The sequence below is a fragment of the Amycolatopsis bullii genome (assembly GCF_014654205.1).
Lineage (GTDB): Bacteria > Actinomycetota > Actinomycetes > Mycobacteriales > Pseudonocardiaceae > Amycolatopsis > Amycolatopsis plumensis.
This window is the reverse complement of record NZ_BNAW01000111.1, coordinates 1-981: the sequence shown is the minus strand read 5'-3', so window position 1 is coordinate 981 and position 981 is coordinate 1. Positions and strand designations below refer to the sequence as shown.

General features: G+C 75.6%; 1 pseudogene. It reads right to left on the bottom strand.

Annotation, left to right across the window (positions count from 1 at the left end):
• Nucleotides 1-270: 270 nt before the first annotated feature.
• A pseudogene (locus IE317_RS44110) lies at nucleotides 271-981 on the bottom strand (DNA polymerase III subunit gamma/tau); the annotation flags it as partial.

The following is a 981-nucleotide window of genomic DNA, read 5'->3' as shown; positions in this document are numbered from 1 at the left end:
AGAGTCGGCTTGCGTACCCGAAGAGTCGGCTTGCGTACCCGAAGAGTCGGCTTGCGTACCCGAAGAGTCGGCTTGCGCACCCGAAGGGTCGGCTTGCGCACCTGGAGAGTCGGCTTGCGCACCCGAAGGGTCGGCTTGCGCACCTGGAGGGTCGGCTGGTGAGCCGACTGTCCGGGTACGCAAGCCGACCGGCTGGGTACGCAAGCCGACTGCCCAGGTACGCAGGCCGACCGGTTGGGGACGTGGGGCGACCCGCCGGGTACTGCCGGGTCAGTCGAGGGGGCGGGCGCCGAGGTGCTCGGAGAGGAGTTTGCGGGCCAGCTCGTCGGGGTCCTTGTCCGGCGGGGGCGGGGGCGGCGGGGGTGCCGGGCTGGCGTCCTCGTTGTAGAGGTCCTCGTCGTCCTCGTCGGACGGCTCCGGGGGCAGCGGGATGTCCGGCTCGGTCGTGGTGACCTTGGGCCGCGGCGGGGACGGCGGGGCCGCGGGCCGAGCAGCCGGTTCGGCGGGCGGCGCGGCCGCCGCCGACTGGCGGGTGAAGGACCGCTCCGGCGCCGGGGCCGCCTGCTGCGGACGGGCGGCGGCGGGTGCGGCCGGGGCGTTGCCGTGGACGCAGCGGACCTGCCAGTCGCCGCCGAGGACGTCGGTCAGGGCGCCGGCGATCTTGCGGGCGTTGTCCTGGTCGGAGAGGCGGCGGGCCAGGGGTTCGGACTTGTGGGTCAGCGTCACGGCGTTGCCCTCGACGCTCGCCACGGTGGCCTGCGTCAGCATCGCTTCGAGGCTGCGGCCGCCGGTGAACTTGCGCAACGCGGTCATCAGCTGCGGCCAGATGCTCCGGATCCCGGCGGCGTCCATGCCGCCGGAGCCGGTCGGCGCGGCTTCCGGCTCCGGGGCGGCCACGGACGCGGCAGGGACAGCGGCCGCCGGGGCGGGCGTGCCGCCGCCGGGGGTGCGCACCGCACCCCAGCCCGCATCGCCGGACTG